Origin of the sequence: Paracoccus sediminicola (assembly GCF_027912835.1) — a bacterium.
In the GTDB taxonomy this organism is placed as follows: domain Bacteria; phylum Pseudomonadota; class Alphaproteobacteria; order Rhodobacterales; family Rhodobacteraceae; genus Paracoccus; species Paracoccus sediminicola.
On record NZ_CP115768.1, the window covers coordinates 357,627 to 382,625 of the forward strand.

Annotated in this window: 23 protein-coding genes and 1 tRNA gene; 14 read left to right on the top strand and 10 right to left on the bottom strand. The window is 64.7% G+C overall.

Translation table 11 applies throughout. The annotated features are described in order from the left end of the window. Window positions 1–13: 13 nt before the first annotated feature. Window positions 14–1,831 (bottom strand): glutamine--fructose-6-phosphate transaminase (isomerizing), encoded by a 1,818-nt coding sequence (glmS, locus tag PAF18_RS01785; protein ID WP_271116936.1) that lies wholly within the window; start codon window positions 1,829–1,831, stop codon window positions 14–16. Then, window positions 1,831–3,198, bottom strand: a complete 1,368-nt coding sequence (gene glmU, locus PAF18_RS01790) for a bifunctional UDP-N-acetylglucosamine diphosphorylase/glucosamine-1-phosphate N-acetyltransferase GlmU (protein ID WP_271116937.1) — start codon at window positions 3,196–3,198, stop codon at window positions 1,831–1,833. The genes glmS and glmU overlap by 1 nt, the downstream gene beginning before the upstream one ends. A 104-nt stretch (window positions 3,199–3,302) precedes the next feature. Here glmU and PAF18_RS01795 point away from each other — a divergent pair, with 104 nt between their 5' ends. After that, window positions 3,303–3,998, top strand: coding sequence for an HAD-IA family hydrolase (locus PAF18_RS01795; RefSeq protein ID WP_271116938.1), 696 nt, complete (start codon window positions 3,303–3,305; stop codon window positions 3,996–3,998). A gap of 43 nt (window positions 3,999–4,041) precedes the next feature. Here the strand turns inward: PAF18_RS01795 and PAF18_RS01800 are convergent, their stop codons facing one another. Genes PAF18_RS01800 through tsaD form a run of 5 tightly spaced genes read right to left on the bottom strand, consistent with a single transcriptional unit; the run spans window position 4,042 to window position 7,028 of the window. Further along, complete coding sequence (locus PAF18_RS01800; RefSeq protein ID WP_271116939.1) at window positions 4,042–4,458, bottom strand: EVE domain-containing protein; 417 nt, start codon at window positions 4,456–4,458, stop codon at window positions 4,042–4,044. Further along, window positions 4,458–4,733 (bottom strand): YciI family protein, encoded by a 276-nt coding sequence (locus PAF18_RS01805; RefSeq protein ID WP_271116940.1) that lies wholly within the window; start codon window positions 4,731–4,733, stop codon window positions 4,458–4,460. The genes PAF18_RS01800 and PAF18_RS01805 overlap by 1 nt, the downstream gene beginning before the upstream one ends. Further along, entirely contained in the window at window positions 4,730–5,662 is a 933-nt protein-coding gene (locus PAF18_RS01810) for an NAD(P)H-dependent glycerol-3-phosphate dehydrogenase (RefSeq protein ID WP_271116941.1), read from the bottom strand. The genes PAF18_RS01805 and PAF18_RS01810 overlap by 4 nt, the downstream gene beginning before the upstream one ends. Then, entirely contained in the window at window positions 5,659–5,967 is a 309-nt protein-coding gene (locus PAF18_RS01815) for a hypothetical protein (protein ID WP_271116942.1), read from the bottom strand. The genes PAF18_RS01810 and PAF18_RS01815 overlap by 4 nt, the downstream gene beginning before the upstream one ends. Continuing rightward, window positions 5,964–7,028 (bottom strand): tRNA (adenosine(37)-N6)-threonylcarbamoyltransferase complex transferase subunit TsaD, encoded by a 1,065-nt coding sequence (tsaD, locus tag PAF18_RS01820; protein WP_271116943.1) that lies wholly within the window; start codon window positions 7,026–7,028, stop codon window positions 5,964–5,966. Before tsaD ends, PAF18_RS01815 begins: the two co-directional genes overlap by 4 nt. Before the next feature lie 63 nt (window positions 7,029–7,091). Here tsaD and PAF18_RS01825 point away from each other — a divergent pair, with 63 nt between their 5' ends. The 4 genes from PAF18_RS01825 to PAF18_RS01840 all read left to right on the top strand — a co-directional run bounded on the left by PAF18_RS01825 (window position 7,092) and on the right by PAF18_RS01840 (window position 11,368). After that, window positions 7,092–7,781, top strand: a complete 690-nt coding sequence (locus PAF18_RS01825; RefSeq protein ID WP_271116944.1) for a uroporphyrinogen-III synthase — start codon at window positions 7,092–7,094, stop codon at window positions 7,779–7,781. A 60-nt stretch (window positions 7,782–7,841) separates the two neighbouring features. Next, window positions 7,842–9,353: a COG4223 family protein gene (locus PAF18_RS01830; protein ID WP_271116945.1), complete on the top strand. Its 1,512-nt coding sequence runs from the start codon at window positions 7,842–7,844 to the stop codon at window positions 9,351–9,353. 10 nt (window positions 9,354–9,363) lie between these two features. Beyond that, the gene (locus tag PAF18_RS01835) at window positions 9,364–11,217 is read left to right on the top strand and encodes a heme biosynthesis HemY N-terminal domain-containing protein (RefSeq protein ID WP_271116946.1); all 1,854 of its coding nucleotides are present in this window, start codon (window positions 9,364–9,366) and stop codon (window positions 11,215–11,217) included. 75 nt (window positions 11,218–11,292) lie between these two features. After that, window positions 11,293–11,368: transfer RNA gene (locus PAF18_RS01840), tRNA-Thr, on the top strand. Between the two features lie 51 nt (window positions 11,369–11,419). Here the strand turns inward: PAF18_RS01840 and PAF18_RS01845 are convergent. Next, the gene (locus PAF18_RS01845) at window positions 11,420–12,067 is read right to left on the bottom strand and encodes a Crp/Fnr family transcriptional regulator (protein ID WP_271116947.1); all 648 of its coding nucleotides are present in this window, start codon (window positions 12,065–12,067) and stop codon (window positions 11,420–11,422) included. A gap of 420 nt (window positions 12,068–12,487) precedes the next feature. Here PAF18_RS01845 and PAF18_RS01850 point away from each other — a divergent pair, with 420 nt between their 5' ends. From PAF18_RS01850 to hflX, 9 genes are all read left to right on the top strand, one after another. Next, on the top strand, window positions 12,488–13,843 hold the full coding sequence (locus PAF18_RS01850) for an ABC transporter substrate-binding protein (protein ID WP_271116948.1): 1,356 nt from the start codon (window positions 12,488–12,490) through the stop codon (window positions 13,841–13,843). Between the two features lie 54 nt (window positions 13,844–13,897). Next, window positions 13,898–14,893, top strand: a complete 996-nt coding sequence (locus tag PAF18_RS01855; RefSeq protein WP_271116949.1) for a carbohydrate ABC transporter permease — start codon at window positions 13,898–13,900, stop codon at window positions 14,891–14,893. Then, a complete protein-coding gene (locus PAF18_RS01860; RefSeq protein ID WP_271116950.1) occupies window positions 14,893–16,023 on the top strand; it encodes a carbohydrate ABC transporter permease in 1,131 nt (376 codons plus the stop codon). The genes PAF18_RS01855 and PAF18_RS01860 overlap by 1 nt, the downstream gene beginning before the upstream one ends. After that, complete coding sequence (locus PAF18_RS01865; RefSeq protein WP_271116951.1) at window positions 16,023–17,567, top strand: alpha-glucosidase; 1,545 nt, start codon at window positions 16,023–16,025, stop codon at window positions 17,565–17,567. Before PAF18_RS01860 ends, PAF18_RS01865 begins: the two co-directional genes overlap by 1 nt. Window positions 17,568–17,594: 27 nt before the next feature. After that, the gene (locus PAF18_RS01870; protein WP_271116952.1) at window positions 17,595–18,770 is read left to right on the top strand and encodes an ABC transporter ATP-binding protein; all 1,176 of its coding nucleotides are present in this window, start codon (window positions 17,595–17,597) and stop codon (window positions 18,768–18,770) included. Between the two features lie 62 nt (window positions 18,771–18,832). Further along, window positions 18,833–20,209, top strand: coding sequence for a Trk system potassium transporter TrkA (trkA, locus tag PAF18_RS01875; RefSeq protein WP_271116953.1), 1,377 nt, complete (start codon window positions 18,833–18,835; stop codon window positions 20,207–20,209). Continuing rightward, a complete protein-coding gene (locus PAF18_RS01880; RefSeq protein ID WP_271116954.1) occupies window positions 20,209–21,840 on the top strand; it encodes a potassium transporter TrkG in 1,632 nt (543 codons plus the stop codon). The genes trkA and PAF18_RS01880 overlap by 1 nt, the downstream gene beginning before the upstream one ends. A gap of 102 nt (window positions 21,841–21,942) precedes the next feature. Then, window positions 21,943–22,176 carry an RNA chaperone Hfq gene (hfq, locus tag PAF18_RS01885; RefSeq protein ID WP_271116955.1) on the top strand — a complete coding sequence of 78 codons (234 nt, stop codon included), beginning with the start codon at window positions 21,943–21,945 and terminating at the stop codon, window positions 22,174–22,176. After that, window positions 22,177–23,475 carry a GTPase HflX gene (gene hflX / locus PAF18_RS01890; protein WP_271116956.1) on the top strand — a complete coding sequence of 433 codons (1,299 nt, stop codon included), beginning with the start codon at window positions 22,177–22,179 and terminating at the stop codon, window positions 23,473–23,475. Between the two features lie 23 nt (window positions 23,476–23,498). Here hflX and PAF18_RS01895 read toward each other — a convergent pair whose 3' ends face one another. Together PAF18_RS01895 and radC are read right to left on the bottom strand one after the other, a co-directional pair. After that, on the bottom strand, window positions 23,499–23,744 hold the full coding sequence (locus PAF18_RS01895; protein WP_271116957.1) for a hypothetical protein: 246 nt from the start codon (window positions 23,742–23,744) through the stop codon (window positions 23,499–23,501). A gap of 265 nt (window positions 23,745–24,009) precedes the next feature. Next, entirely contained in the window at window positions 24,010–24,786 is a 777-nt protein-coding gene (radC, locus tag PAF18_RS01900; protein ID WP_271116958.1) for a RadC family protein, read from the bottom strand. Window positions 24,787–24,999 lie beyond the last annotated feature (213 nt).

The window sequence follows — 24,999 nt, forward strand, 5'->3', positions numbered from 1 at the left end:
CCGCGCCGGGCGGTTACTCCACCGTCACAGATTTCGCGAGGTTGCGCGGCTGATCGACATCGGTCCCCTTGGCGACCGCCGTGTAATAGGCCAGATACTGCATCGGCACCGCATAGACGATGGGCCGGAACACCCCGCCGCCTTCAGGCATTGCCAGCCCGGCGCGAATCCCGTCTCCGGCCTCGCTGAGGCCGTCATTATCCGAGATCAGCAGCACCTGACCGTGACGCGCCATGACTTCCTGCATGTTCGAGACGGTCTTCTCGAACAGCGCATCGCGCGGCGCCACCACGACCACGGGCATGTTCTGGTCGATCAGCGCGATGGGGCCGTGTTTCAGCTCGCCCGAGGCATAGCCCTCGGCATGGATATAGCTGAGCTCCTTCAGCTTCAGCGCCCCTTCGAGTGCTACCGGATAAAGCGGCCCGCGGCCCAGAAACAGCACGTCATCCGCTTCCGATAGCCACTCGGCCAGTTCGGCGCAGGCCTCGGCGCTGTTCAATGCCTGATTGACCAGGGCGGGGATCGCGCGCAGATCGGCCAGATGTGCTGCCAGCCCGGCATCGTCGATACAGCCACGGTCATGCGCGGCTTTCAGAGCCAGCACCGCAAGCACCGCAAGCTGGCAGGTAAAGGCCTTGGAAGAGGCGACGCAGACTTCGACCCCGGCCAGTGTCGGCAGGGCGGTGTCGGTATCGCGCGCAATGGCAGAGGTGCCGACATTCACCACGCCGATCGTCCTGGCCACCTTGCCGCGCGCGTAATGCAGCGCCGCCAACGTGTCTGCGGTCTCGCCCGACTGGCTGATGAAAAGCCCCCAGCTTTTTTCCGACAGCGGCGGCTCGCGATAGCGGAACTCCGAGGCGACATCGAGATCGCAGGGCAGGCCGGCGAGCTGTTCAAACCAGTATTTCGCGACATGGCCGGCCAGATAGGCGGTGCCGCATGCGACCATCGTCAGCCGGTCCACGGTCGAGAAATCCATCCCATCCGGCAGAACGATCCGGTCGTCCTTCACATAGTGGTTCAGCACATCGCCGAGAACGGCGGGCTGTTCGGCGATCTCCTTGGCCATGAAATGACGGTAGCCGCCCTTGTCGATGGCGGTCGCGCCGACATCGATCTGGGCGATGTCCCGGCTGACCGGGTTCGCATCGGCATCGAAAATATCGCTGCCCTCGCGCGTGACGACGACATGATCGCCATCTTCCAGATAGGTGATCCGGTCGGTGAACGGGGCGAGCGCGATCGCGTCCGAGCCGACGAACATCTCACCCTCGCCATGACCGACGACCAGCGGGCTGCCCTTGCGCGCGGCGACCATCAGATCGCCCTCTCCGTCGAAGAGGAAGGCGAGTGCGAAGGCCCCTTGCAAGCGAGAGAGCGTCGCGCGCGCAGCCTCGACCGGGCTCTTGCCCTCATCCATATGCTTCGCGGTCAGCATGGCGACGGTTTCGGTATCGGTGTCGGATTCGGGGGCATATCCTGCCGCGACCAGCTCTTCGCGGAGTTCCCTGAAGTTCTCGATGATTCCGTTATGGACAACCGCCACCCGCCCGCGTCGATGCGGATGTGCGTTGATCTCGGTCGCCGCTCCATGAGTTGCCCATCGCGTATGGCCAATGCCCGAGCGGCCCGAGAGCGGCTCGGTGACCAGCCGGTCGGACAAATGCACCAGCTTGCCCACCGCACGCCGCCGGTCCAGCCGACCTTCGCCGTCAATCGTGGCGACTCCTGCGCTGTCATAGCCGCGATATTCCAGCCGCTTGAGCGCCTCGACCAGCTGTGGCGCGACCTGGTGGCTGCCGAGAATTCCGATAATGCCACACATCAGGCCGTGTCCTTCTTTGATTTCTGATCCCGCAATGCCTGCATGATGCGCCCTGCCAATCCTGGCTTGTTGGTCTGGCGGGCCCGTCCCAGCCCAAGCGCGTCCTCGGGCACATCCTGGGTGATGACCGAGCCAGAGCCTGTCATCGCCCGGGCGCCCACACGCACCGGCGCAACCAGCATCGTGTCAGAGCCGATAAAGGCCTCGGCCCCGATCTCGGTGCGGTGCTTCATCACCCCGTCATAATTGCAGGTGATCGTCCCCGCGCCGATATTGGTCCGCTCGCCGATATGGGCGTCGCCGAGATAGGTCAGATGGCCGACCTTCACGCCTTCCTCCAGCACGGAGTTCTTGATTTCGACGAAGTTACCGACATGGGCATCGCCGCCTAGCTCGGCGCCGGGGCGCAGGCGAGCGAAGGGCCCGACCGTCGCGCCGGTGGAGAGGTGGCACCCCTCGAGATGGCAGAAGCCGAGCACCTCGGCGCCGCTTTCCACGGTGACGCCGGGGCCGAAGATGACATTCGGCCCGATGATCGCGTCGCGTCCGATATGGGTGTCAAGCGCAAACCAAACCGTTTCAGGCGCGGTTAGTGTAATTCCCTCGGCCAGCGCCTCGGCGCGGCGGCGGGTCTGGAAAATGGCCTCGGCGCGGGCCAGTTCGGCACGGGAATTGACGCCGAGCGTCTCTGCCTCGTCGCAGGTCACGACCGCGGCCCGATGGCCGGCTGCGCGCGCGAGGCCCGGAATGTCGGTCAGGTAATACTCGCCCGACGCATTGTCATTGCCGAGCCGCGCGGTGAATTCGCGCAGCAGCGCCGCATCGGCCGCCATCACGCCGGAATTGCACAGCCGGATCGCGCGGGTGGCTTCATCCGCGTCCTTGAACTCGACGATCCGCTCCAGCGTGCCATCGGCATCCGTCACCAGCCGCCCATAGCGGCCCGGATCGGCTGCCTCGAATCCGAGCACCACCACATCTGCATCATGCGCGGCCAGATCAGCCAGCGTCGCCGCGCCGATAAAGGGTGTGTCGCCGTAAAGCACGATCACCCGGCCCGCGAACCCCTCTAGCGCCGGCAGCGCCTGCGCGACCGCATGTCCGGTGCCGAGCTGTTCGGTCTGAAGCGCGATCTGCGCCGACCCGTCCAGCTTCGCGACGGCCTTGGTCACATGCTCGGCCCCGTGCCCGGCCACAACGATGATCCGCGACGGGTTGAGGCTGCGCGCGGCGGCAAGCGCATGGCCCACCATCGGGACCGCGCCCACCTTGTGCAGCACCTTCGGCAGGTCCGACTTCATCCGGCTGCCCTGTCCGGCGGCCAGAATGACCACTGCGATGTCCTGATCCTGCTGTCCCGCCGTCATGCTGCCCGCTTCGTCGTTTGCTGTTTCTTGTCCAGCGGTTTACCCCTAGCGGGCGGCTGGCCGCAAGCCGGGCTGCTTCACAGGTTTTGACGAAAGGTTTCAATATGGCGGGAACGGTTGTCTTCGACCTTGACGGCACGCTGGCGGATACGGCAGCGGACCTGATCGCAGCGGCGAATGCGGCACTTGCCGCTCGGGGGCTGGACGGGCTGGACCCGGCTGCCGATGCGGCGATTGCCTTTCACGGCGGGCGGGCGATGCTGCGCGAAGGCTATGCGCGGGCCGGCGACGAGTTTCTTATCCCGCCCGGCGCGGAGGACGCCGATCTGGCCCGGCTGCTCGAGGAATATGACGCAAATATCGCAGCGCAGACGCGGCTCTATCCGGGGGTCGAGCCCGCGCTGAGCCAGCTTGCCGCCGATGGGCACCTGCTCGCTGTGTGCACCAACAAGCCCGAGGGTCTGGCCGAAAAATTACTGCGCGAGCTCGGCATCCGCGATGCCTTCGCGGCGATGATAGGTGCGGATACGCTGCCGGTGCGCAAACCCGACCCGATGCCCTATCGCGAGGCGGTGCAACGCGCCGGGGGCGAGGTCGCAGAATCCTTTCTGATCGGAGACACCGTCACCGACGCGAAAACCGCCGCGGCAGCGGGTGTCAGGGTGGCGCTCGTCGCGTTCGGACCAGAGGGCGAAGACATCAGGCGGCTGAACCCGGATGCGTTGCTGCGCAGCTATGACGATCTGCCGGCGCTGGCCCTTGACTGGCTGATCCGCCCGGACATGGCCGCGAGCATCTGATCTGCCTGCTTCTCCGGTGTCTGGCCGCCCATGGCGACGAGGCTCAGCCCATGCCGCCGAGTTCCATCAGCACCTGCCATTCCGCCTCGGTCACCGGCTGGACCGATAGGCGCGAATTATTGACCAGCACCATGTCCTTCAGCCGTGGCTCTTCCTTGGCCTGATCCAGCGTGACCGTCGTCCGGAGCGGTTCGATCGCCTTGATGTCGACGCATTCCCAGCGCTCGTCATCGGTGGTCGAATCGGGATGAGCCTCTGCCACCACCTCGACGATGCCGACGCATTCCTTCCCGATATTCGAGTGATACAGAACGCCGCGATCGCCCTTCTTCATGTCGCGCATATTATTGCGCGCCTGATAATTGCGCACGCCGTCCCATTCCTCGCCCGCATCGCCCTTGGCCACCAGATCGTCCCAGCCAAAGACATTCGGTTCGGATTTGAACAACCAGTAGCCCATCAGCCGATCACCTTCTTCCATTCGGTGACGCTCACGCTTTCGAACAGACCGGCCTTGCCGTAGGGATCGCCAGCGGCCCACGCCTTCGCGGCGTCCAGATCCGGCGCTTCGAGAATGACCAGCGAGCCGCACATTTTCCCGTCTTCCATCAGCGGGCCGCCCAGCATGACGATGCCGGTCTCGTTGATATAATCGAGATGGGCGGGGCGGTTTTCCTGACGAATGGGCAGAGCGCCCTCCTTGTCTTTGCAGATCACGGCGTAAAGCGGCATCATTCCTCCTTCAGTGGTCGGCTGAGCAGTTGCAGAACGGTATCTGCCACGCTGGCGCGGCCTTCGGCAAGCGCTGCGACGGAATCGGCAATCGGCATCGGGATGCCGCGATCCGCGGCGAGCGCGCTGACCGCCTGCGCGGTTTTCGCGCCCTCGACGGTGATCGTGCCGTCAAAGCTTTCACCCGCGCCGAGCGCACGGCCATAGCGGAAATTTCGCGACAGGTCCGATGTGGCCGTCAGCACAAGATCACCCAGACCGGACAGCCCGGCCAGCGTCTCGGCCCGCGCCCCCAACCTTATTGCCAGCCGGGTCATCTCGGCAAATCCGCGGGTGATGAGCGCGGCGCGGGCGCTGTCGCCCAGCCGGGCGCCGATGGCGACACCCGCCGCGATGGCGATCACGTTCTTCAGCGCGCCGCCCAGCTCTGCCCCGCGCAGATCGTCGGTCCGATACAGCCTCAGCGTCGGGGTCGACAGGCTGTGCTGCAACGCCTCGGCCTCTTGATCGGCGCAGGCGAGTGTCAGTGCGGTGGGCAGGCCGCGAGCGATATCAGCGGCGAAGCTAGGGCCGGTGAGTATGGCGATGCTGGCCTTTGGGCAGGATTGCGCGATCAGTGTCGACGGCGAATCTCCGGTCGCGAGATCGATCCCCTTTGCCGTGTTGACCAATGCGCGCCCGTCCAGCGCCGCGCCGTGATCGGCAAGAAATCCGCGCAGCGCCTGCGCCGGCAAGGCGAGGATCACGATCTTCTGCCGGGCCTGTTCGAGATCCTCGGTCAGCCTCACCGTATCGGGGATAGGCACACCGGGCAGACGCGGCGCCTCGCGCCCCTTTGGCAGCCGCCGGGCCCAGAGCGTCACCGGCTGAGTCTCGCTCAGCGCGCAGGCCAGAGCGGTGCCAAAAGCGCCTGCGCCGAGGATCCCGATCATTGCTCATCCCCCGCGGTCAGGTCGATACCGTTGCGTTTGCAGAACCACAGGAAAAGTGGCGTTTCCATGAAGGAAAGCGACAGCAGGCTGAACAGGAACCAGTTCGTGTCGAAAAGGAGGGCGTCGAAACTGATGCGGGCACCGCCGAACAGCCCCCATGCCGTTACCAACGCGATCCCCGTCAAAACCAGATCCGTGCGCAGCATCCGGTTCAGCGTCCGCTGCCGCATTGTGGGGTAGATCCCCAGATAGGCCGTTGCCAGGATGGTGGCATTGACGGACAGGATTTGCAGCTCCGGGCTCACGCCTTGGCTCCTTTGCGCCCCGCGCCCAGCATCGGGACCGCGGCTTCATCCAGCGGCCAGCGGGGGCGGCCGGCCAGATCCATGCCGTCGCGGCGACCGAGGCGAAAAGCCTCGATCCCGGCCCAGGCGATCATCGCGGCATTATCGGTGCAAAGCCGCAGCGGCGGGGCGAGAAACCGCGCCCCGGCCTCGGCTGCGACGATTTTCAGCGCCTCGCGGATCGTCGCATTCGCCGCCACCCCGCCCGCCACAGCCAGGACCGGAGCCGGGTGGGCGGAAAGCGCGCGCCGGGTCTTTTCGGCCATGACCTCGGCCACTGCGCTCTGAAACCCGGCGCAGAGATCGGCGCGATCCTGCCGCGTCAGCCCGCCTTGACGCGCGCTCAGATCGTCGCGCAGCCGCAGCACGGCGGTTTTCAGCCCCGAGAACGACATGTCGCAGCCTGGCCGGTCCAATAGCGGGCGGGGCAGGGCGAAACGCGCCGCGTCGCCCGTTTGCGCCTCGGCCTCGACTGCGGGGCCGCCGGGCTGCGCCAGTCCAAGCAACCGGGCCACCTTGTCGAAGGCCTCGCCCGGCGCGTCGTCGATGGTCCCGCCCAGACGCTGGAAGCGATCCGGTCCCGCCACATGCAGAAACTGGCAATGCCCGCCGGACACCAGCAGCATGAGATAGGGGTAGGCGATCCCATCGGTCAGGCGCGGGGTCAGGGCGTGACCGGCCAGATGGTTCACCCCGACAAGAGGCAGCCCGCTGCCCGCGGCGATGCCCTTGGCCAGCATCACCCCGGCCATCACCCCACCGATCAGCCCGGGCCCCGCGGTCACCGCGATTCCGTCAAGCCCGGAGAGATCCAGCCCTGCCTCATCCAGAGCCGCCTCGACGCAGAGATCCAGCCTCTCGGCATGGGCGCGGGCGGCGATCTCGGGCACGACGCCGCCGAACGCGGCGTGCAGATCGTTCTGCCCGGCGACGACGGACGACAATATGCTGCCATCATCGCGCACGACGGCGGCTGCGGTGTCGTCGCAGCTGCTTTCGATGCCGAGGAAAACGAGTGTCATGGTTGCGGTCCTTCGCCCGGAGCGGCTACTCCATCCAGATAGCCCCCCGACAGCGGAGCCGCAATGACCGCGCCTCTTTGCCTTCTGACCCGACCCGAGGCGCAATCCCGCGCCTTCGCCGCGGAATTGCCCGGTGTCGACTGCCTGATCGCGCCGTTGTTGCGCATCGTCGCGGTCCCGTTTGAACGAAGCCAGGTCGACGCGGCTCCGGGGCTGGTCTTTACATCGGCCCATGCGGTCGGCGCGGCAGGGCCGGGGCAGGGCCGCGCCGCGCTCTGCGTCGGGCCGCAAACGGCCCAGGCGGCGCGAGAGGCCGGCTTTACCGTGACCGAGGGACCGGGCGATGGCGACGGGCTGATCCCGATGCTTCGCGAGCGGCCCGGCTGGCTGCATCTGCGCGGACGCCATGTCGCGGTCCAGCTGCCTGTGCCGGGGATCGTGGTCTATGATCAGCTTGCGATGCCCCTGTCAGAGGCCGGACAAAAGGCGCTTGACGGCAAGCGACCGCTGATCCTGCCGCTGTTTTCCCCGCGCAGCGCTGCGCTGATCTCGGGCCCTGCCGCCAGTGCCGCGGCATCGATCGTCAGCGTGGCGATCAGCGCCCGGTCCGATGCCGCCTATCGCGGCAAATCGGTGCGGCGGCTTATCGCCGAGTATCCGGCGCGGCAGGCGATGGTCGATGCGGTCATGGCGCTGATTTCATTGGAACGAAGCGGTCAGCCGTGGGTTGAGGCGGAAAGGGGCGGTCGCTAGACTGCCTTCGAAACCGGTCCGGCCAAGCCGTCGACCGACGTAATTTCAGGGGGATAAGACGTGGCCACGTCCGGTAAGCCGAACAAGAACGGAAAGAAGACAACCGCCAGGAAATCGCAGCCTTCCGACAAGACGGTCGTCCCGTCGACAAAGGTCGATGCGGGCGAGGCCACAGTCTCGCGGATACCGCCCTCGCAGCCGATCGAGTCAGGGCTCGTTGGCGGCGCAGAGGGCACCACGCCCGCCTCGCGGAAGGCTTCGGCGACGAAATCCGGCGGAAGCGCGTTGCCGAATACCCAGGGCCGCACCGAAACCGCCGCCGAAGCCAAGCAAAGCGATCTGCCGAAGGGCGATGTTCCCGCCGCAGCTGTCGGCGGAGGGTCCGCGTCGCGCAAGAAATCCTCTGCGGGCGGCTCGGGGTTCTGGCCGACCGCGCTTGGCGGTGTGGTGGCCGCAGGGCTGGGTGCCGCAGCAGCGATCATTGCAATGCCGTATCTTGACGGCACCGGCGACGAGGCCGCTGTGGAACAAATCGACCCGGATGCGGTGACCTCCGACGCAGTTGCTGCTGCCACTGAGGCTGCCAGAGCCGAGGTGGCAGGGCTTCGCGACGAGGCGGTCGCCGCTGCCGAAGAGGCCGGCGCACAGGCCGCGCAGGAGATTATCGCCGAGATGCCCGAAGGGGTGGACACCACGGCAGAGGTCCAGGCGGCGCTTCAGGCGCAAGCCGAACAGATCGCCGCCCTTGAGGAGGCTCTGGCGCAGCAGGAACAGAGCGCGGCGGCCCCGGCATCGGGTTCCGGCAGCGACGTACCTTCACAGCAAGGCACCGCTTCGGACGAGCCGACCGAAAGCGCATCGGCCGGCCCGGATATGGCGGCGCAGCTCGAGGAACTTCGCCAGCAGCTCTCGGCTCAGCAGGAAACCATCGCCGAACTCTCCAATCGTCCGCAGGTCGATCCCGAGGCGCTCGAGCGGGTCGAGACGCTTGCCCAGAACGCAGAGCAGGTCAAATCGGAAATCGAGTCCGCCGCCGCCGAAGCGCGCGACAGCCTGTCCTCGGTCCAGTCCGAGGCCGAGGCAGCCACGCAGCGGGCGCAGGCGGTCGCATCAGTCGCAGCCCTTGGCGCGGCTCTGGAGCGGGGCGGTTCGCCGACCGAGGCGGTCGAGCAGCTCGAGAATTCCGGCGTCGAGGTGCCCGAGCCGCTGGCGCAGGAAGATCTTCCGACGCTGGACCAGGTCCAGATCGGCTTCGACGCGGCCTCGCGCGCGGCGCTGCGGGCCTCGTTGCAGGCCGGGGACGGCAATGGCGGCGCGATGGGCGCAGTCGGGAATTTCCTGCGTATGCAGACTGGCGCGCGCTCGGTCGAGCCGCGGGAAGGCAACAGCGCCGATGCGATCCTGTCACGCGCCGGGGCGCTGGTCGAACAGGGCGATCTGAGCACCGCGCTGGAGGAGCTTCAGGCCTTGCCGGATGCCGGGCAGGAGGCGATGGCCGACTGGCGCGCCCAGGCAGAGGCCTATCTCGCTGCCGAAGCCGCGCTGAACGACGTCGCAAACACGCTGAACTGAGGGGTTAATCATGCTGCTGTCTTTGTTGAAGATCCTTCTGTTCTTCGCCGTGATCCTCGCGGTCGCGCTGGGGCTGAATGCGCTGTCGGCGACCTCGGAAGGGGTGCGGGTCGTGCTGGCCGGAACCGAATACACGCTCGGCCCGATCCAGGCGGTTGTCGCACTGCTGATCCTGCTGGTCGCGGTCTGGTTGCTGTTCAAACTGCTGGGCATTGCCTGGGCGTTCCTGCGCTTCGTGATGGGGGATGAAACGGCGATCAACCGCTATTTCGCCCGGTCGCGCCGCGAAAAGGGGCTTGAGGCGCTGTCGCAGGGTCTGCTGGCCGTGGCGGCAGGCGACGCCAAGGAAGCGCAGAGTCAGGCCGCGAAAGCGAATAAATATCTGGACGACAAGCGCGCGACGCGGCTTCTGGCCGCGCAGGCGGCTGAAGTTGCCGGCGATGACAGCCAGGCCGAGACCGTCTATCGCGAGATGCTCGAAGACGACCGCACCCGCTTTGTGGGCGTGCGCGGTCTGCTGAAACAGAAGCTCTCGGCGGGCGACACCGAAACGGCGCTGCAATTGGCGCAGAAGGCTTATGCGCTGCGCCCGCGTCATACCGAAACGCAGAACACGCTTCTCGAATTGACCACCAAGCAGGGTGACTGGAAGGGCGCTCGTGGCATTCTCAAGGACAAGCGTCGTCAGGGCGATCTGCCGAAAGACGTCCATATCCGCCGCGATGCCGTGCTGGCACTTCAGGAAGCGCGCAACGTGCTGGCCGGCGGCACCTCGGTTTCCGCGCGCGAGGCGGCGATCTCGGCAGCGAAGGCCTCGCCCGATCTGATCCCGGCGGTGGTGCTGGCGGCGCGCAGCTATATGGCGCAGAAGGATCCGCGCAATGCCGAGCGTCTGCTGGAGAAGGCCTGGTCGGTCAACCCGCATCCCGATCTCGCCGCGACCTTTGCCGCGATCAAACCGGACGAGACCCCGAACCAGCGTCTGCGGCGCTTCGAATCACTGATGAAGAAGAACGCGGATCACGAGGAAACCCGGCTTCTGCGCGCCGAGCTGCTGCTCGCCAACGAAGATTTCCCCGGCGCGCGCCGGGCGCTCGGCGATCTGGCCGAGACCCATCCGACGACGCGGACCTTGTCGATCATGGCCGCTGTGGAACGTGGCGAGGGCGGGGACGACGCGGCGGTCCGGGCCTGGCTGGTCAAGGCGATGAACGCTTCGCGCGGGCCGCAATGGGTCTGTGACAAATGCGAACATGTCATGGATGAATGGGCGCCGATCTGCGAAAACTGTGGCGGTTTCGACACGCTCAGCTGGCGCGAGCCTGCGCAGAAGCGCGGCACCTCGGTTGCGACCTCCGGGGCCGAGCTGTTGCCGCTACTGGTGGGGCGTCCCTCGGACAGGGATGAGCCCGAGACGACGCCGGGAGATAACGCGCAACCGGTGAACGAAACCGAGTCTGTGCCGGAAGCTGCTCAAGCCAATGGCGCGGCGAGCGGTTCTGTGGTTGCGGATGTTGCGCCGGGCATCGTGCCGCGCGAATCCGACTTCGTTAACGAGCCGGCTGTTACGCAGGCGAAGCAGGCGCCGGCACCCAAGATCGTGCCCGCCAGTGAATCCCCCACTCCGGCGCATGCGAAACCGACGCCTGCGCGTGACGAGACCACTGTCACGACCCGCACCCCAGTCGACGGGCGCGATGCCGAGCCGCTACACGAGCCAGTGCGGCCTGATGTAGAGCCGCCCGAAGACGCCTCGCTCCCCCCGGCCCGCGAGGCCGACCGGTCCAGCCGTCTTGTGCTCGATGCGGACAACCCACCCCGGCCCGATGTCGAGCCGATCGACAAGGCCGACAAGCCGCGCTGATTGCGGCGAAATTCGCGCCGATAGGGTCTTTTCCCCCGCGCCGGAAACTGCTATCCGGCGCGGCACGCAGACGGGGCCGGTGTAGCTCAGCTGGTAGAGCACGTCATTCGTAATGATGGGGTCGTAGGTTCGAGTCCTATCACCGGCACCACCCCTGCGGCGCTTCCGAGTATCTGGGTTTGCGACGCGGTCGCTCCGGGGCTCACAGCGTTCCCGCGTCGAGATTTGCGCAGAGCTTGAGATAGGACGGATCGAACCTCGCCAGCCGCGTGAGTCGTTCCAGATCGAGCAGTCGGATTTGCTGACCGTGCCATTCGATCAGCCCCCTCTGGCGCAGCTCGCGCACGGCGCGGTTGATATGCACCGGCGAATAGCCAAGCGCGTCGCCCAGATCGCGTTGCAGAATCGGCAGCGAAAACACACCGCTATTCACCGCATCCGCCTCTGAAAGGCGGAAATGCAGCTCGCAGAGCAGATGGGCCAGATGCCCAGCGACATTTAGCCGGGCTGACGCGGCGAGCCATTGCCGGCTGATCGCGGCCTCGCGCGCTGTCAGGCTCATGAACAGCCTCGCCAGCCGAGGGCTTTCGGTGGTCGCGCGACGCAGTTCTTCGTGGTCGATATAGTTGACCGTGGTCGGTCCGCAGGCGACGAGCCCATGCAGCAACCGTGTGAGTATGAACCCGTCCAGAGCAACGATATCGCCCGGAACCTTCAGCCCGGTGATCACCCGCTTGCGATGCTCGCTGTCGACCTTGAGCTGGCAGATTGCCATCCCTTGCGCGATCACGCAGCTCTGCGCCGTCCGCTCGTTTCCGCAGAAGATCATGTCACCATCGGCGAGTCGCACCTGACGAGAACGAATCAGACCGATTCGTTCGAACAGGTCCGCCGAGATCGCTGCATGGCGCTGCAATTGAGCGATGAAAACGGAAGGTAAAGAGAAACTCAGCATGACGCGAATGAGATTCCCAATTCGACGCCTGCTGTCCAACAAAATCAACGCTAACCATCAATTTTTAACTAAAGTTTCAATTAGTTAGGGTTAATTAAATGTTAATGGTTAATGCCGCGACTGAGAAGCTCCGCGTGCGAAGACGAGCTGCGTCTATTTCGGGCAGATCGCCCGCCAAAAACCAGGTTTCGTGGCCGGGCCTGCGGGCCGCAGGCGGCGCCGATGTGTCAGTGCTGGTGACCATTTGACATTCCCGCTCTGCGCGCTGAGTTTGAGAGAAACCCGCCTGGCGGGACAACCAACGGAGGAGATGTGATGACAAGAATAATTATGGGCTCCGCGGCTGTGATAGCGCTCACAGCGAGTGTCGCTCAGGCGCAGATGATCTTCGAGCCGGGCGAGGACGATCGTTTCAACTGGGACAGCCTCGATGCCTTTGCCGAGGAGTATTCCGGGCTCGACGGGCAAAGCTTCACGATCCTCGGGCCCTGGCTCGGTCAGGATCTCGAACTGTTCGAATCGGTGCTGCCCTATTTCGAAGAAGCGACCGGCGCTCAGGTCGAATATAATGGCTCGGACAGTTTCGAGCAGCAGATCGTGATCGACAGCGAGGCCGGCTCTCCGCCCGACATGGCCGTGTTCCCGCAACCGGGCCTGGCCGCGGGTCTGGCCGCGAAGGGCCAGCTTCAGCCGCTGCCCGAGGAAACCCGCCAGTGGATCGTCGACAACTATGCCGCCGGCGAAAGCTGGGCCGACCTTGTCACCTATGCCGGACCCGAAGGCGAAGAACAGGTCTATGCCTTCCCCTACAAGGCCGACGTGAAATCGCTGGTCTGGTATGTCCCGGAGAACTTCGAGGATGCCGGTTATGAAGTCCCCGAGACGCTCGAGGATCTCAAGGCGCTGACCGAGCAGATTGCGGCGGATGGCGAAACGCCCTGGTGCATCGGGCTGGGTTCGGGCGGCGCGACCGGCTGGCCGGCGACCGATTGGGTCGAAGATCTGATGCTGCGGCTGAACTCGCCGGAGGATTACGACGCCTGGACCACCAACGAGATCCCCTTCAACGATCCCAAGGTGCTCGCGGCGATCGAGGAATTCGGCTGGTTCGCAAAGAACGAGGATTTCGTATCGGGCGGTGTCGGTTCGGTGGCGGCTACCGATTTCCGTGAAAGCCCCGCCGGTCTCTTTGAATACCCGCCCGGCTGCTATCTGCATCGCCAGGCGAGCTTCATCCCGACCTTCTTCCCGGAGGGCACCTTCATCGGTGAAGATGTAGATTTCTTCTACCTCCCGGCCTCGTCCGAAAACGATCAGGGCCAGCCGGTTCTGGGCGGCGGAACGCTGTTTTCGGTGCTGACGGAAAACGAGGCGGCGATGGCCTTCATCGAGTTCCTCAAGACTCCGATCGCGCAGGAAATCTGGATGGCGCAAACCGGCTTCCTGACGCCGCATACCGGGGTCAATACCGAGGTCTATGGCGATGAGACGCTGAAGCGTATGGGCGACATCCTTCTGAACGCGACCACGTTCCGCTTCGACGGCTCGGATCTGATGCCGGGCGCGATCGGGGCAGGCGCGTTCTGGACCGGCATGGTCGATTATGTCGGCGGGCAGTCCGCCGAAGACTCGGCAGCCGCGATCCAGTCCACCTGGGACACGCTGAACTGAGGCGAAACCGGCCGGCCCCAGCCGGGGCCGGCCCATTTTCGGGGAGGAACGGGGATGGAATTATTCCTGCTGGCCGTGGGCACGATCATCATCGGCGTTTTCGGCTGCGTATTGTGGTTCTGGGGATCGAATTTCGTCCTCGATTCCATCTATCCGCCGCGCGGGCCGAATGCGGGCGAGAATATCCGCCGTGCCAGCACGATCCGCCCCTGGTTGTTTCTCGGCCCGGCGATCCTGTTTCTCGGGGTGTATCTTGTCTACCCGGTGGTGAACTCGCTCTGGCTGTCGCTTCTGAACGGGTCGAGCACACGCTTCATCGGCGTCGATAACTATACCTGGCTGGTCGGCGACTCGAAATTCCAGGAGTCGATGATCAACAATTTCTTCTGGCTGCTGATCGTGCCGGCGCTGTCGACGCTGTTCGGGCTGATCGCCGCACAGCTGACCGACCGCATCCGCTGGGGCAATATCGGCAAGTCGCTGATCTTCATGCCGATGGCGATCTCTTTCGTGGGTGCGGGTGTCATCTGGAAGCTGATCTATGAATATCGCGAGCCCGGAGCCGAGCAGATCGGTCTGCTGAATGCCATCGTTCAGGCGCTGGGCGGCGACCCGCAGACCTGGCTGACACTTCAGCCCTGGAACAACTTCTTCCTGATGATCGTGCTGGTCTGGATCCAGACCGGCTTTGCCATGGTGATCCTCTCGGCCGCGTTGCGCGGCATCCCCGAAGAAACCATCGAAGCCGCGGTGCTGGACGGTGCCTCGCACTGGCAGATCTTCTTCAAGATCAAGGTGCCGCAGATCATGGGCACCATCGCCGTTGTCTGGACCACGATCACCATCACCGTGCTGAAGGTCTTCGACATCGTCTTCGTGATGACCAACGGCCAGTGGGGCACGCAGGTGCTGGCGAACCTGATGTATGACTGGATGTTCCGCGGGACGCCCGATTACGGACGCGGCTCGGCCATCGCCATCGTGCTGATGGTGCTGGTGCTGCCGATCATGATCTGGAACATCAGGAACGTCCGCAAGGAGATGCGCTGATGGAAGGCATGGCCGGACAGAAATCCTCGCTCACCTGGGCGGTGAATATCGCAGCTCTGCTGCTGGTGATCCTCTGGACCATCCCGACTGCGGGTCTGCTGGTCTCGTCCTTCCGCGACCGCGATCAGATCTCGGCGACGGGGTGGTGGAAATCCATGGTCGCGCAAGAGCAGACCGGCTTCGTGCGCACGGGCGGAGCGGACGATCAGGTGCAGGATGGCGATCTTTACGTGCTTGAGGGCAGCCTCGTCGAAGAGGGTCAGACGCTTGCCGCCTGGGGCACCAGCTCGCGCGATCCGGGGGCCTTCGCGCCGGGGGATTCGACCGAGGTGGACGGCGCCACGCTGAGCGTGGCCGAGAATGGCGGCTATCGGCTCGAATCGACCGTGCCCTTCGAAATGCGGCGCGGCGAGCGGATCTTCGTCGTTACCGAGAGCCCGCCAAGCTTCACCACCGAGAATTACAGCCGGGTTCTGAACGCCGAGGGGATCGGTCGTGCCTTCATGAACACCATGACGGTAACCATTCCGGCGACGGTGATCCCGATCCTGATCGCGGCCTTCGCAGCCTATGCGCTGGCGTGGATGGAGTTCCCGGGCCGAGCGCTGCTGACCGCGGCGGTGGTCGGCTTGCTGGTCGTGCCGCTACAGGTCTCGCTGATCCCGCTGCTGAGGCTTCACAACGAGATCGGGCTCGGCAAGGGGTATGTCGGCATCTGGCTTGCCCATACGGGCTTCGGTCTGCCACTGGCGGTTTATTTGCTGCGCAACTACATGGCCGGACTGCCCCGCGAGGTGATCGAGTCCGCCCGCGTCGACGGCGCGACGGAGTTCCAGATCTTCCGCAAGATCATCCTGCCGCTGTCCTTCCCGGCACTGGCCTCATTTGCGATCTTCCAGTTCCTCTGGGTCTGGAACGACCTTCTCGTGGCCACCGTGTTCCTCGGCAATACCCGTGAACAGCTGGTCATGACCGGCGTGCTGCGCGAGTTGATGGGGTCGCGCGGCGGTGACTGGGAAATCCTCGCCACCTCTGCATTCATCTCGATTGCCGTTCCGCTGCTTGTGTTCTTCGCCATGCAGAAATATCTGGTCCGCGGCCTGCTGGCAGGATCGGTCAAGGGTGGATGATGACACAGTTGGACAAGGCGAAGGACTGGTGGAAAGGCGCGGTGATCTATCAGGTCTATCCGCGCAGCTATCAGGACACGACGGGGGACGGGACGGGCGATCTGGCGGGCATCACCGACAGGTTGGACTACATCGCCTCGCTCGGGGCGGATGCGGTCTGGATCTCGCCCTTCTTCCGGTCGCCGATGAAGGATTTCGGCTATGATGTCAGCGATTACCGCGACATCGACCCGATCTTCGGGACCATGTCCGATTTCGATACGCTCGTGTTGCGTGCGCATGAACTCGGGCTGAAGGTGCTGATCGATCTGGTGCTGTCGCACAGCTCGGACCAGCATCCCTGGTTCGTCGAAAGCCGCGCCAGCCGCGACAATCCCAGGGCCGACTGGTATGTCTGGTCCGATCCGAAGCCGGACGGGACGCCGCCGAATAATTGGCTGTCGATCTTCGGCGGCTCTGCCTGGCAGTGGGATTCCCGGCGTGAGCAGTATTATCTGCATAATTTCCTGACCGCGCAGCCCGATCTGAATTTTCACAACCCGGATGTGCAGCAGGCGCTTCTCGATGTGGCGAAGTTCTGGCTGGAACGTGGCGTGGACGGGTTCCGGCTGGATACGATCAACTTCTACACCCATGACGCCGAGCTGCGCGACAACCCGGCCCTGCCGCCGGAAGAGCGTAACGACCAGACCGCGCCCAAGGTGAACCCCTATAATCACCAGCTGCATCTCTATGACAAATCGCGCCCCGAGAACCTGATCTTCCTCGAAAAGCTGCGTGCGGTGATGGAGCCTTACAACGCCGCCGCCGTTGGCGAGATCGGCGACAGCCAGCGCGGGTTGGAGCTCTTGGGCGAATACACGTCAGGCGATAAGCGGATGCATATGTCCTATGCGTTCGAGTTTCTCTCGGGCCGCGACCTGACGGCGCAGCGCGTCATAGATGTGTTCGAAGACGTGGCTGAAAAGGCCCCGGACGGCTGGCCTTGCTGGGCGTTTTCCAATCACGACGTGGTGCGCCACGCGACACGCTGGGGGCTCAGCGACGCTGCCGTTGCCGCCTATGCGCATGTTCTGCTGGGGATGCGCGGATCGGTCTGCATATATCAGGGCGAAGAGCTTGGGCTGCGCGAGGCGGATGTGCCTTTCGAAGCGTTGCAAGACCCGTATGGCATCGAGTTCTGGCCTGAATTCAAGGGCCGCGACGGCTGCCGGACTCCGATGGTCTGGCAGGCGCAATCCAATACCAATGCCGGTTTTACCACCGGCGTGCCGTGGCTGCCGATCCCGGCCGAGCATCTTTCGCTCGCCGTGTCCGAGCAGGACCAGCGCGCCGGCTCGGCGCTGAACCATTACCGCAACGCCATCGCGCTGCGCCACAAGCATCGCGCCTTGCAGACCGGCACGCAGGAGCTGCGGGCCGAGCGCAACGTGCTGACCATCGAACGGCGCGAGAATGACGACCGCGTCACGCTGCGCATCAACCTGTCCGACACGGATGCGGACGGGCTGGGACCGTGGCAGGTCGAGATCACTGAAGCATAGCCGGACCGCAACCGGGGGGAGAACAACATGGCCGATCTGAAGCTGACGGATATCGCCAAATCCTATGGCGACGTGAATGTGCTGCGGAATATCGATCTCGACATCAAATCGGGCGAGTTCATTGTCTTTGTCGGCCCCTCTGGCTGCGGCAAATCCACGCTTCTGCGCATGATCGCGGGGCTGGAACGGATCACCGGCGGCACGCTGGAGATCGACGGGGAGAAAATGAACGATATTCCGCCCAGCCAGCGCGGTATCGCGATGGTGTTCCAGTCCTACGCGCTCTATCCGCATATGACGGTGCGCGACAATATGGCCTTCGCGCTGAAGATCGCAGGCCAGTCCAAGGATCAGATCCAGCAGGCCACCGACCGCGCCGGAAAGATGCTGCAACTGACGCCCTATCTGGACCGCCTGCCGAAGGCGCTGTCGGGCGGTCAGCGGCAGCGCGTGGCCATCGGCCGGGCCATCGTGCGCGACCCGAAGGTTTATCTCTTCGACGAGCCGCTTTCAAACCTTGATGCCGCATTGCGCGTGGCGACGCGGATCGAGATCGCGCAGCTCAAGGAATCGATGCCTGACCGCACGATGATCTATGTCACCCACGACCAGACCGAGGCGATGACGCTGGCCGACCGCATCGTCGTCCTCGCCGGTGGCGGCATTGCCCAGGTGGGCGCCCCGCTGGAGCTTTACGAACGTCCGGTCAATGAATTCGTGGCCCAGTTCATCGGCTCTCCTGCGATGAATCTGTTGCCGGGCCGGATCACCGGCACCGGCGCGCGCACCAGTGTCCGGCTCGATGGCGGTGGCGAATGCGAGGTTGCGATCCCGACGAAGCCCGAGGATGAGGGGATGCAGGTCAATCTCGGCGTTCGCCCGGAAGATATGCGCATCACCGATGGCCCGTCATTGTTCGAGGGCAAGGTCGATCTGACGGAAGCCCTGGGCGAGGTCACGCTTCTGTATTTCGGCACCGGGCAGGAGGCCGATCCGGTCATCGCCAAACTGCCCGGCATCCACAGCCAGCTGAATCACCAGACGGTTCGGCTGACCGCCGATCCCGAGGTCATGCATCTCTTCCACGAGGGGAACTCGCTGCTTTATCGCGACGGCCCGCCACCGCCGCGCCCGTCAGAGACGCCCGAACCCGCTGGGGGCGAGGATCTCGACGAGGTGGTCAAGCCGACTCCGGCACGCTGAGGCGTCTGATTGACCACCCGTGCCCATGCGCCTAATGCTGGCGCAAAGGCGAAGGGGTCGGCATGAAGATCATCATATGCGGGGCAGGGCAGGTCGGGTGGCAGATCGCGCGCCACCTGTCGGGCGAACGCAACGATGTCACCATCATCGACAATAACGGCGAACTCGTCCGCCGCGCGACCGAGTCGCTGGACGTGCAGGGCGTCGAAGGCTTCGCCAGCCATCCCGACGTGCTCGACCGGGCGGGCGCCCGCGATGCCGATCTGATCATCGCGGCGACATTCTCGGACGAGGTGAACATGGTCACCTGCCAGGTCGCCCATTCGGTGTTCCGGGTGCCGCGCAAGATCGCCCGGCTGCGCAGCTCGGCCTATCTGGATGCGATCTATTCCGATCTTTACCGCACCGATCACCTGCCCATCGATGTGGTCATCAGCCCCGAGCGCGAGGTCGCGCAGGCCGCGCTGTCCCGGCTGCGCGCGCCGCAGACCTTCGAGGCCGAGGATTTCCTCGACGGGCGGGTCCGGCTTCTCGGGCTGGCGCTGGATCAGGACAGCCCGGCACTGAACACGCCGCTGCGACAGCTGAGCGACCTGTTCTCGAGCCTGCGCGCGATCGTCGTCGGGGTGCGCCGCGAGGGGCGGCTCTTCGCGCCCGAGGCCAATGACCAGCTTTTCGCTGGCGATCAGATCTATGTCTTCACGGATCGCGACGATGTGGTCCGCACCTTGGAAATCTTCGGCAAGGAAACCACCCGGCCCGAGCGCGTCGTCATCATCGGCGGCGGCAATGTCGGGCTCGCCGTCGCGCGCGAGCTGGAAAAAAGCCGCAACCGCGTCCGCACCAAGATCATCGAAAGCAATCGCGAGCGGGCGGAAATCAGCGCCGACGTGCTGGAACGCACCATCGTTCTGCATGGCGACGGTCTGTCGAGCGAGCTGCTGGAAGAGGCGGCTGTCGCAAAGGCCGACGCGGTGCTGACCCTGACCCATGACGACAAGGTCAACATCCTCGCCGCGGTGCGCGCCAAGCTGGCCGGTGCCAAGCTGGTGGTCAGCCTCGTGAACGATCCGACGCTGGTGCCGCTGATGGGGCCTCTGGACATCGACGCCTATATCAATCCGCGCTCGACCACGGTCTCGACCATCCTGCGCCATGTTCGCCACGGGCGGGTGCGCGACATCTATTCGATCGGCGACGCCGAGGCCGAGGTGATCGAGGCGCAGATCCTTCCCACCTCGTCCATGTCGGGCAGGACGATCCGCGATATCGACCTGCCCGAGGGCGCGCTGATCGGCATGGTCATGAAGGATGACCGGATCATCAAGCCGAACCCCGATACGCGCATCGAAGAGGGCGATATCGTCTGCATCTTCGCGCTCACCGCGGATGTTCCGGAGGTCGAGCGGCTGTTGCAGGTCGCCATCGACTTCTTCTGATGGAGCGTTTGTCGCGTCTGCCACTCTTCGTGCTGCTCATCGGTGTTGCCGGGGCGGCGATGATGCTGCCCGCGGGCTATGCCGCGGCAGGAGACTGGAACGCCATCGCGCGGAATTTCTTCTTCAGCGGTATCCTGTTGCTGGTGATGGCCGCATTGCTTGCCGTGGCGCTCGCCGCCAGCCCGATTTCGTCCGGACCTCATGGTCGCTCGGCGCTTGCGACGATGCTCGGTGTGTTCGGGCTGCTGCCGGTGGCGCTGGGCCTGCCGCTGGCCATGTCGCTGCCCGATACGGGCATGTTCAACGCCTGGTGGGAAATGGTGAGCTGCCTGACCACCACCGGCGCAACGCTCTATGCCGCCGAGATGCTGGCCCCGCCGCTGCATCTCTGGCGCTCTCTGGTCGGCTGGATGGGTGGGCTTTTCATCCTGGTCACCGCCGTCGCCATCCTTGCCCCGTTGAAGGTCGGCGGATTCGAGATCCTCTCTTCGCCCTATGGGCGCGATGAGCGTTTCCCGCGTCTGCCTGACAGCGCCGGTCCGCCCAAACAAGCCGCGCAATATTACCTCGCCGATGGCGATCGAGGCACGCCCAGTTCGCGCGCGCTTCGGTCGCTCTTTGATGTCCTGCCCTATTATGCGGGCTTCACCCTGGTGCTCTGGGTGCTGCTGTTGCTGGGCGGCGATCCGGGGCTGATCGCGCTGTCTCGGGCCATGGGCACCATCTCGACATCGGGCATCTCGCCGGTCTCGGGGGCGACGGGGGTGCATTCCGGCATTTTCGGCGAAATGATGGTGTTTGCCTTCATGATCCTCGCCACATCGCGGCGGTTCTGGCCCGGAGGAGAGCAACTCCGCGCGACCGACTCGCTGCGCAGCGACCCCGAATTGCGCCTTGGCGTCGGGGTGGTTCTGCTGGTGGCCGCGGTGCTTTTCGCGCGGCATTTCTTTGCCACGTTTGAACAGGTGACCGACGCCGAGGACCCTGCGACGGGGCTGCTGATCACGCTTCAGGACGCGGCGCTGGCCACATGGGGAGGGCTTTTCAACGCTTTGTCCTTCCTGACCACCACCGGCTGGAATTCCGTCGACTGGCAGGGCGCGCGAAGCTGGTCGGGGCTGGAATCTCCGGGGCTGCTGCTGGCCGGGCTGGCGATTATGGGCGGCGGCATCGCTACGACGGCGGGCGGGGTGAAGCTGCTCCGCGTGTTTGCTCTGGCACGGCAGAGCGAGCGCGAACTGGAACGTATCGTGCACCCGACCTCGGTTTCCGGCGGCGGGCGTATGGGGCGGCGTCTGCGCGGCGAGGGGGCCTATCTCGCCTTTATCTTTTTCATGCTGTTCGCCCTATCCATCGCGGCGACAGTGATCCTGATCTCGATCCACCAGATCGAGTTCGACACGGCAGTGATGCTGTCGGTGTCGGCGCTGACCAATACCGGTCCGCTGGCGGGGACCATCGCGCTGACTCCCAGCTTTGAAGCCAGCGCCGGCATTGCCTCGAACCCATGGGAGGGATGGTCGGGCCTCGCGACCTTGCCGAAAACCGTGCTCGCGGGCGCGATGATCGTGGGCCGTGTCGAAACGCTGGTGATTCTGGCCCTGCTCACACCGGATTTTTGGCGGCGCTGAGTCGCGGATCGGCCACAGCGCGGCTCACTTCGTGCTCACATGCTTGTCAGTACCCGATTCGTCTCTTAAGTTTTGGAAAACAATTAGAACAGGGTTCCGACCATGGCCGGTGACAAGCAAAATCTTCAGGACGCCTTCCTCAACCACGTCCGAAAGGCCAAGGTCCCGGTCACGATCTTTCTGATCAACGGGGTCAAGTTGCAGGGCGTGATCACCTGGTTCGACAATTTCTGCGTGCTGCTGCGCCGCGACGGCCAGTCGCAGCTGGTGTATAAATCGGCCATCTCCACGATCATGCCGGGCGCACCGATCAGCCTGTATGAAGGTGAAGACTGATTGGCCGAGGCCCATATCACCGAACGCGCCCCGACCCGCGCCTTTGTGATCCATCCCGATATCGACGGCAGCGGCGGCAATCGCCGGACGCCTGAGAATGCTCTGGAAGAGGCTGTCGCACTCGCGGAAGCGCTTCCGGGGACCCGGATCATCGGATCGCAGGTCGTGCGGCTGCGCAACCCCTCTCCGGGGCAGCTTTTTTCAGCCGGCAAGCTGAAAGAGGTCGCGACCGCGCTGAAAGCAGCCGAGGCCGAACTGGTGCTGGTCGACGGGCCGGTCAGCCCGGTTCAGCAACGCAATCTGGAAAAAGCCTGGGACGTGAAGATCCTCGACCGGACCGGGTTGATCCTCGAAATCTTTGCCGACCGCGCAAGGACGCGCGAAGGTGTGTTGCAGGTCGAACTCGCCGCGCTCTCTTATCAGCGGACCCGGCTCGTCCGCGCCTGGACCCATCTGGAACGCCAGCGTGGCGGGCTGGGTTTTGTCGGCGGCCCCGGCGAAACCCAGATCGAGGCCGACCGCCGTGCGATTGATGAACAGATGACCCGGCTGCGCCGCCAGCTTGACCGGGTGGTAAAGACGCGCACGCTGCACCGCGCCTCGCGCGCCAAGGTGCCTTATCCGATCGTCGCGCTTGTCGGCTATACCAATGCCGGAAAATCGACGCTGTTCAACAGGCTGACCGGGGCCGAGGTCATGGCCAAGGACATGCTGTTTGCGACGCTCGACCCGACCATGCGCGCGATCCGGCTGCCGGGCGGGCGGCAGATCATCCTTTCGGACACGGTGGGGTTCATCAGCGAATTGCCGACCGAACTGGTCGCCGCCTTTCGCGCCACTCTGGAAGAGGTGCTTGAGGCCGACCTGATCCTGCATGTCCGCGACATCAGCCATCCCGAGACCGAGGAACAGGCCGCGGATGTCGCCGAGATCCTGGATTCGCTCGGCGTCGCCGAGGATGTCGCGCTGATCGAGGTGTGGAACAAGATCGACGCGCTGACCCCGGCCACCCAGCAAGCGCTGCGCCGCGCAGATCAGCGCACCGAAGGGGTGCAGGCAGTCAGCGCGCTGACCGGGGACGGGCTTGATGAGCTGTCGCAAGCCATTGACGAGGCTTTGGAAACTGCGCTCGAGCAGCCTCGAAGCCAGGAGCGGCTGAGTCTCGATTTCAGTGACGGACGCCGCAGGGCTTGGCTGCACGAGGCTGGGGTGGTCGAACGCGAAGAGGCCACGGATGACGGGCTGACCGTTCATGTGAACTGGACCGAACGGCAGCGCGACAGCTTCCGGTCGCTCTGACCGCGCGCATCCCGCCGGCGATCTTACAGGCTGTTATCGCTGTTCAGCAGATCGGCGGCGCGGACCGTCCGACCGCTTGGCAGTTTGCACAGATCGGCGCGCCGCCCGCCCGCCGTCGCCGCGATCACCTCTCCGCCGACCCTCTGGCAATAGAGGATCGAGGGCGTCAGTGGCAGGGCCGCGCCCGACCCCCCGCTCCGGGAAGCGCTTGAAGAGCCGCCGCAGGCACTCAACGCCGCAATCGCGGCAAGCGGAACAAGATATTTCATCTGGTCGTCCTAGTCGGTTCGGTTCAGAGATTGACCGGAGTGTTAACCAGAGGCAAGCGCAAGCCGCACTGCCGACTCCGCAATGGCGCACAACCCGTTAACAATCATTAAAAAATTTTTCGAGAGCCGGAGCATCGGCAGGTCTCCGCCGCAACCTCAAAGGGCAGCGCGGTGCTGTTCGGCGCGCGCTCCTGCACGCTTTTCTTCGTCTTCGGCAATGGAAATATCTCGGGCTCCGGGGCAGCGCCCCGGTCCGGTGATGCGATCAGAGCAGCCCTTCGCGCCGGAAACTCACTTCGCGCCCCGCGCCTATCACCAGATGGTCATGAATGGCGATTCCCATGACCTCGGCCCCGGTCAGGATGCGATGCGTCATTTCGATATCCGCCTCCGAAGGGGTGGGATCGCCAGAGGGGTGATTATGGACAAGGATCAGCGCCGAGGCCCCAAGCTCCAACGCGCGGCGCAGAATTTCGCGCGGATAGACCGGAACGTGATCGACCGTGCCGCGCCCCTGCGCTTCATCCGCGATCAGCACGTTCTTGCGGTCGAGAAACAGCACGCGGAATTCCTCGGTGCCCGCATGGCTCAGCGCGGTGTGACAGTAATCGAGCAGCGCGTCCCAGCTGGACAGCACAGGGCGTTGCAGGACCCGCCCGCGCGCCATGCGCTGGGCCGCGGCGGCGACGATCTTCAGCTCGGTCACCACGGCGGGCCCGGCCCCCGTGACCGCGGACAGGCGGGCCGGAGGCGCGGCCAGCACCCGCGCGAAATCGCCGAATGTCTCGATCAGGCGGCGTGCCAGAGGCTTTGCGTCCTGACGCGGAATGGCCCGGAACAGAACCAGTTCCAGCAATTCGTAATCCGGCATCGCTTCAGCCCCGCCCGCCATGAAACGTTCCCGCAGCCGGGCGCGGTGATCCGCCAGGTAGGATGGAACACGGCCCGCACGTAACGCCGGGCCGTCGGGTATCGCCTCGTCCCCGTCCGGTCGGAACAGGGGCAGGGGCGTTCCGTGAAACCGGTCTCGATTCGGTGGCATGGCGTCAGCATGGGCATGGCTGATTAAGAAAAACTTAACCCGGCCGCACGACAAAGCCTGAGAGCGCCCGGCTTCCCAAAGCTTCACACCGACTGCGCACGGCACGCTTTTTTCAGGAATCGCCGGTTGCCTCCCGGTGCTGACCTTGGGTCAGTGGCAAGAAACCGCCTTGACCCCCGGCCCGGCTTTCGCCCTAAACTCGGGACCATCGCG